5 protein-coding genes are annotated in these 7,207 nt (G+C 67.9%); 3 read left to right on the top strand and 2 right to left on the bottom strand.

All coding sequences use genetic code 11. The features are described 5' to 3' along the window. Window positions 1-525 precede the first annotated feature (525 nt). The gene (locus tag WC493_RS20750) at window positions 526-1,551 is read left to right on the top strand and encodes an isocitrate/isopropylmalate dehydrogenase family protein (RefSeq protein ID WP_373068109.1); all 1,026 of its coding nucleotides are present in this window, start codon (window positions 526-528) and stop codon (window positions 1,549-1,551) included. Between the two features lie 48 nt (window positions 1,552-1,599). Here WC493_RS20750 and WC493_RS20755 read toward each other — a convergent pair whose 3' ends face one another. Continuing rightward, window positions 1,600-2,352: a TerB family tellurite resistance protein gene (locus WC493_RS20755; protein ID WP_373068111.1), complete on the bottom strand. Its 753-nt coding sequence runs from the start codon at window positions 2,350-2,352 to the stop codon at window positions 1,600-1,602. 71 nt (window positions 2,353-2,423) lie between these two features. Between WC493_RS20755 and WC493_RS20760 the strand changes: the two genes are divergently transcribed. Both WC493_RS20760 and WC493_RS20765 read left to right on the top strand, forming a co-directional pair. After that, on the top strand, window positions 2,424-6,011 hold the full coding sequence (locus WC493_RS20760; RefSeq protein ID WP_373068113.1) for a hydantoinase B/oxoprolinase family protein: 3,588 nt from the start codon (window positions 2,424-2,426) through the stop codon (window positions 6,009-6,011). A 3-nt stretch (window positions 6,012-6,014) separates the two neighbouring features. Then, on the top strand, window positions 6,015-6,686 hold the full coding sequence (locus tag WC493_RS20765; protein ID WP_373068115.1) for an SDR family oxidoreductase: 672 nt from the start codon (window positions 6,015-6,017) through the stop codon (window positions 6,684-6,686). Between the two features lie 271 nt (window positions 6,687-6,957). Here WC493_RS20765 and WC493_RS20770 read toward each other — a convergent pair. Next, the coding region (locus tag WC493_RS20770) for a hypothetical protein (RefSeq protein ID WP_373068117.1) at window positions 6,958-7,207 on the bottom strand (250 nt) is incomplete at its 5' end.

The following is a 7,207-nucleotide window of genomic DNA, read 5'->3' on the forward strand; positions in this document are numbered from 1 at the left end:
ATCCTACTTTTCAAGGAGCACCCGAACTCGGCTTCCGCCTCACCCGGTTTGCAGCACCACCTTCCGGCTCGCTGCGAGGTCGCGGTTTCTACTACCACCGCTTCCCTCCGTCAACCGAATTTTTGAAGCATTCCGCTTCGCCTTCCGGTCTTCGGTGCAACCTTCCGAGTTACCTCTTCCGGCTGCCAGGGGGCGGCTTGTAGCCCGCTTCCCAACCCGCTGTCAACACGCTTTCGTCTTCGCCTTTCGGGATCAGAAAACCCGCCGACCGCGGTCCCCGAAGCGCCTTGCCGTTGCCGGTTCGGCGCTGCGGAGGGGCGCCTTTTAGGCCGAGTCCGGGGGGCCGCGCAACAGGAATTTTGAAGTTTTTTGGACAGCGCGCCATGCGCTGGATCATTGCCCCATCTATAGTGGGTGGTAGACCGCGGAGACCGAGGGCGACGGCATTCCGCCTTTTGTCGGGCTCGACACGAGCCCCCCTCGCGCCTAAGAGCGCGGCCATTCCAAATTGCGAGGCTTACCCCCATGAGCGCGTCGACGATCCCGGCAACCCTCATCCCCGGCGACGGCATCGGCCCCGAGATCGTCGATTCGGTCGTCGCGGTGCTCGACGCCCTCGGCGCTCCCTTCCTGTGGGACCGCCAGGACGCCGGCATGGCCGGCATCGCCGTGGCGGGCGACCCGCTGCCCCAGGCGACCCTCGATTCGATCGCCAAGACCGGCCTCGCCCTCAAGGGCCCGCTGACCACGCCGTCGGGCGGCGGCTATCGCTCGGTCAATGTGCGGCTGCGCGAAGCCTTCAAGCTCTACGCCAACGTCCGGCCCGCGCGCACCCTGGTGCCGGGCGGGCGCTTCGACAAGATCGACGTCGTGCTGATCCGCGAGAACCTCGAGGGCTATTATGTCGCCCACGAGCATTTCATTCCGGTGGGCAGCGATCCCCATGCCGTCGCAGTGAGCCAGGGTGTCACCACCCGCGAGGGCTGCCGCCGGATCGTCGAATATGCCTTCGACTATGCGGTGAAGCACGGCCGCAAGAAGGTCACCCTGGTGCACAAGGCCAATATCCTGAAGGCCATCACCGGCCTCTTCCTGGAAGAGGGCCGCGCGGTCGCCAAGGAATACGAGGGCCGGGTCGCGGTCGACGAGCGGATCGTCGATGCCTGCGCCATGCAGCTCGTCATGAATCCCTGGCAGTTCGACGTGATCGTGACCACCAATCTGTTCGGCGACATCCTGTCGGACGAGATCGCCGGCCTGGTCGGCGGCCTCGGCATGGCGCCGGGCGCCAATATCGGCGAGACGGCGGCGATCTTCGAGGCGGTGCACGGCTCGGCCCCGGATATCGCGGGCAAGGGCATCGCCAATCCCCTGGCGCTCCTGCTGGCGGCCGGCCTGATGCTGGCCCATGTCGGCCGCGACGACCTCGCCGCCCGCCTGACCACGGCGATCGACGCCACCCTGAACCTCGATCTGGTGCGCACCGGCGACCTGGGCGGCAAGGCCAACACCAAGGAACTCACCGCCGCCCTGATCGCCCGGGTGAAGTGAGGCCAAGGCATCCCTCCCTCGTTCCGGCCCCGGGACGAGGGAGATCGATCACCGGATCCCCCGCTCCTTGGCGATCTTCTCCCAGGCGGCGTTGATCTGGGCCAGGCGCTCGGTCGCCACTTTGACGAATTCCTCGGGCATGCCCTTGGCGATCAGCGTGTCCGGGTGGTGTTCGCGGACGAGCTTGCGGTAGGCGGCTTTCAGGGCCGCCTCGTCCATCGCGCGCGTGGCCCCCAGGATCGTATAGGGGTCGGACTGGTCGGGACCGAGATGGCTGGCGCGGATCGCCGCGAATTCGGCCTCGGAGAAGCCGAAGATGCGCGCCACGTCCTCGAGGAAGGTGATTTCTGCCTGGTGGATCACCGCATCCGCCTTGGCGATGTGGAACAGCCCGTCGAGCAATTCCTCGAGCAGGGTCATGTCGTCGCCCAGCACTGCCTTGATCTGGGCGGCATAGGGCTCGAATCCCCCCGCCTCCTCCTTGGCGCGGTTGAAGATGCGGCCGACCTGCTCGACCTCCGACTCGGGGACATGAAAAACTTCGCGGAAGGCCTGGATTTCGTCCGTGGTGACCCGGCCGTCCGCCTTTGCCATCTTGGCGCCCAGCACGATGACGCCGACGGTGAAGGCGATGCGCCGCGTCTGGTCGCGGCCGACATGCTCGCGCCGCAGCCCCGGCGCCGCCCCGCCCGCCGCCAGCGCGTCGACGGCATGGCCGGCGAGCCCGCCGAGCAGGGCGCCGAGCGGGCCGCCCAAGGCGAAGCCCGCCGCACTGCCGATGATCTTGCCCCAGATACTCATGACCGCCTGCCCGTTGACTCGCGTAAGGATGCCATGGTGTTGAATCGCAAGGCCGCGAGACAAGAGGACATATGAGCACCTGGGATTTCTGGATCGACCGCGGCGGCACCTTCACCGATATCGTGGCGCGGCGCCCGGACGGCGCCATCGTCACCGCCAAGCTGCTGTCCGAGGATCCGGAACATTACCGCGACGCCGCCGTCGAAGGCATCCGGCGGCTGCGCGCCACCATGGCCGCGGCCCCGATCGGCGCCGTGAAGATGGGCACCACGGTGGCCACCAATGCCCTGCTGGAGCGGAAGGGCGAGCGCGTGGTGCTGGCGATCACCCGGGGCTTCGGCGACGCCTTGCGCATCGCCTATCAGAACCGGCCGAAGATCTTCGCCCGTTCGATCGAACTGCCGGAGCTCTTGCACGAGCGCGTGGTCGAGGTCGACGAGCGCCTGAGCGCCACGGGCGAGGTGCTGCGCCCGCTCGACCTCGCCACGGCCAGAAAAGGGCTGGAAGCAGCCTTCGCCGACGGTATCCGCTCCGTCGCCATCGTCCTTCTGCACGGCTATCGCTTTCCGGCCCACGAGCAAGCCTTGGCCGCGGTTGCGCGGGAGATCGGCTTCACCCAGGTCTCGACCGGGCATGGCACCTCGCCCCTGATGAAGCTGATCGGCCGGGGCGATACCACGGTGGTCGATGCCTATCTCTCGCCCATCCTGCGCCGCTATGTCGACCAGGTGGCGGGGGCGCTGGGCGAGGCCCGGCTGATGTTCATGCAATCATCGGGCGGCTTGACCGACGCCCATCTGTTCCAGGGCAAGGATGCCATATTGTCCGGCCCGGCGGGCGGCGTGGTCGGCGCCAGCCGCACGGCCGAGGCGGTGGGCGAGACGCGCATCATCGGCTTCGACATGGGCGGCACCTCGACCGATGTCTGCCACTATGCCGGCAGCCTGGAACGCTCCTTCGAGACCCAGGTGGCCGGGGTGCGCATCCGGGCGCCCATGATGGCGATCCATACCGTCGCGGCCGGCGGCGGCTCGATCCTCGGCTTCGATGGATCGAGGCTCCGGGTCGGGCCCGAGTCGGCGGGCGCCAATCCCGGCCCCTGCGCCTATCGCCGGGGCGGGCCGCTGACCGTGACCGATGCCAATGTCTTCCTCGGCAAGATCATGCCGGCGCATTTCCCCGCCGTCTTCGGCCCGGGCGCCGACCAGCGCCTCGATGCCGAGGCGGTGGCGGCGAAATTCAAAGCCCTGGCCGCGACGGTCGCGGCCGCCGGCCAGGGCGAGAAGACGGCGGAAGAACTGGCGGACGGCTTCGTCTCGATCGCGGTCGAGAACATGGCCAATGCGATCAAGAAGATCTCGGTCCAGCGCGGCCACGACGTCACCGCCTATACGCTGCAATGTTTCGGCGGCGCCGGGGGGCAGCACGCCTGCCTGGTGGCGGAAGCGCTGGGCATGAAGCGGGTCATGCTGCATCCCCTGGCCGGGCTTCTGTCCGCCTATGGCATGGGACTGGCCGACATCACGGCGAGCCGGGAGGAAGCGGTCGAGGCGGTGCTGGACGAAGCCGCCCGCAGCCGGGCCGAAGCGCGGCTGGCCGAACTCGGTGCCACGGCGATCGCCGAAGTGGCAGGCCAGGGCGTGGCCGAAGCCGGCATCGCGCTCGCCCGCCGTGCCCATCTCCGCTACGAGGGTACGGATACCGCGCTGATCGTGCCCTTCGGCACGATCCCCGAGCTTCGTGCCGCTTTCGAGGCCGCGCACCGCGCCCGCTTCGGCTTCGTCTCGGGCGAGCGGCGGCTCGTGGTCGAGGCGATCTCGGTCGAGGCCAGCGGCGGCGGCGCCGCCATCGCCGAAGCGACCCTGCCGCACCGGACCATGGGCGCGCCGGTTGCCGAAGCAACCACCCGCTTCTTCTCCAAGGGGCACTGGCATTCGGCTTCGGTGATACGCCGGGCATCCCTCCTGGCCGGCGATACGGTCGAAGGCCCGGCGATCGTGATCGAGGATCATTCGACAACGGTGGTGGAACCGGGCTGGAAGCTCTCGGTCGGCGAGACCGGCGCCCTCTTCCTCGACCGGGCGGGAGCGGTCGCACGGCAGCGGGCGGGCACGGTGCGCGATCCCGTCCTGCTCGAAGTCTTCAACAATCTCTTCATGTCGATCGCGGAACAGATGGGGCTCACCCTCGAAAAGACCGCGCATTCGGTCAATATCAAGGAGCGGTTGGATTTTTCCTGCGCCGTCTTCGACGCGGCCGGCGGGCTGGTGGCCAATGCGCCACATATGCCGGTGCATCTCGGCTCCATGTCGGAATCGGTGGAGACGGTGATCCGCGGCCACGGCGCCACCATGCGGCCGGGCGACGCCTTCATGCTGAACGCGCCCTATAACGGCGGCACCCATCTGCCCGACGTCACGGTGATCGCCCCCGTGTTCGACCGCGCCGGCGGGCGCGTGATCTTCTACGTGGCAGCGCGCGGCCACCAGGCGGATATCGGTGGCATCACGCCGGGTTCCATGCCGCCCCATTCGACCAGCGTGACCGAAGAAGGCGTGCTGATCGACAATCTGCCCCTGATGCGGGCGGGCCGCTTCCTCGAAGCCGAGGTCACCGCCCTGCTCCAATCCGGCTCCTGGCCGGCGCGCAATCCGGCACAGAATATCGCCGACCTGAAGGCGCAGATCGCCGCCTGCGAGAAGGGCGCCCAGGAACTGCTGGCGATGGTCGACCACTACGGCCTCGACGTCGTCCATGCCTATATGCGCCACGTCCAGGACAATGCGGCGGAGGCGGTGCGCCGGGTGATCGACCGCCTGATCGACGGCGCCTTTTCCTGCGAGATGGACGACGGCGCGGTGATCAAGGTCGCCGTCACGGTCGACCGGGCGGCCCGACGTGCCCGGATCGATTTCGCCGGCACCGCGGCCCAGCTCAGGACCAATTTCAACGCCCCCTTCGCCGTGGTGAAGGCGGCCGTGCTCTATGTCTTCCGCACCCTGGTGGACGACGATATTCCGCTCAATCAGGGCTGCCTCGAACCGCTCGACATCGTCGCCGAGGAAGGTTCGATGCTACGCCCGCGCTTCCCCGCCGCGGTGGTGGCCGGCAATGTCGAGACCAGCCAGGCCCTGTGCGATGCGCTCTACGGCGCCATGGGGGTGATGGCGGCGGCCCAGGGCACGATGAACAACCTGACCTTCGGCGACCAGCGCCACCAATATTACGAGACGATCTGCGGCGGGGCCGGCGCCGGCCCCGATTTCGACGGCTGCGACGCCGTTCACACCCATATGACCAATTCCCGCCTGACCGACGTGGAAGTGCTGGAATGGCGCTTCCCCGTCCTGGTCGAACGTTTCGCGATCCGCCGCGGCTCGGGCGGGGCGGGGCGGCACCGGGGCGGCGACGGCGTCATCCGCGTGATCCGCTTCCGCGAAGCGATGACCGCGGCCATATTGTCGAACCGGCGCCGCGTGCCACCCTTCGGCCTGGCCGGGGGGGCGCCCGGCGCGACCGGCCGCAACCGCCTGCTGCGGGCGGACGGCAGGGTCGAGGACCTCGGGGCCTGCGCCGAAGTGTCGGTCGGACCGGGCGATGCGATCGAGATCGAGACACCGGGCGGTGGCGGCTTCGGCCCCGCCCCGGGGAAGGAGTGAGCGATGCCGCGATGCCTGCTGATCACCGGTGCCAGCCGCGGCCTCGGCCGGGCGCTGACGGAAGCCTATGCCGCCGAGGGCTGGCGCGTTCATGCGATCGCCCGCCACGCCCATGACCTCGGCACCGTGCCGAACGTCTGGGTGCACGAGATGGAACTGACCGACCGCAAGTCGATCGCCACGCTGCGCACCCGCTTCGCCGAGGAACGGCTGGAACTGGTGATCAACAATGCCGGCACCTGGGGCCCCAAGGCCCAGGACCTCGGCCCGATCGACGCCGAAGCCTGGATCGACGCCTTCCGCGTCAACGCCATGGTGCCCTATTACGTGGCCGAGGCGCTGGCCGATCCCCTCGCCCGCGGGCGCGGCACGGTGGTGACCATCACCAGCCGCATGGGCTCGATCGGCGACAACGGCTCGGGCGGCGACTATGTCTATCGCTCGTCCAAGGCGGCGGCCAACATGGTGGTGCGCTCCCTCGCCCGCGACCTCGCCCCGCGCGGCATCGGCGCCGTCGCCCTGCACCCCGGATGGGTCAGGACCGAGATGGGCGGGCCGGAAGCCCCCCTCTCGATTCAAGAAAGTGTGGATATGATGCGCCGCACTATTGCAGGGCTGACCTTAAAGGACAGCGGCAAGTTCCTGAATCTGGACGGAAACGCCCTGCCCTGGTGAAGTCTCGGGCGAGGTGCGGCGCAGCAACGAATCCGGGTTTTCAGGTTTCAGGATTCACGTACTCTTTACTCACCTCACCGATGAGGAAAGGATACGGCCAATGACCGCGAACCATGTCCTGACCGGTGTCGTCTTCACCTTTCTGATGGCGCTGGTCGTCGGACTTGTCTGAACAAGACTAACAGTCACACAGGCGCGAATGGTGAAATCGGGGCGATCTTCGCGGGTCGCCCCGAATCATTTTGGACTGTCATTTCGGCGTGCCCGACAGCTATTTCTGGCGCGGGGGCAGGACGCCGCCCATCTTCACGAAACAGCCGTCCATATAGTCCTGCACCAGATGGCCGAACCAGGTGCGGAAGCCGGCCCGGGATTCCGCCGTGTCGTCCATATTGGCGGCCCGCCGCAGCGTCTGGCCCATGATGCCCTCGCCATAGGCCACCGTCGCGACCATGAGAACGATGTTCGCCGTATCCTCTTCGGGCGGCGGCGGCACCCCCGCTTCCTCGTGATGGTTGACC

Source organism: Zavarzinia sp. (assembly GCF_041650655.1).
Classification (GTDB): domain Bacteria; phylum Pseudomonadota; class Alphaproteobacteria; order Zavarziniales; family Zavarziniaceae; genus Zavarzinia.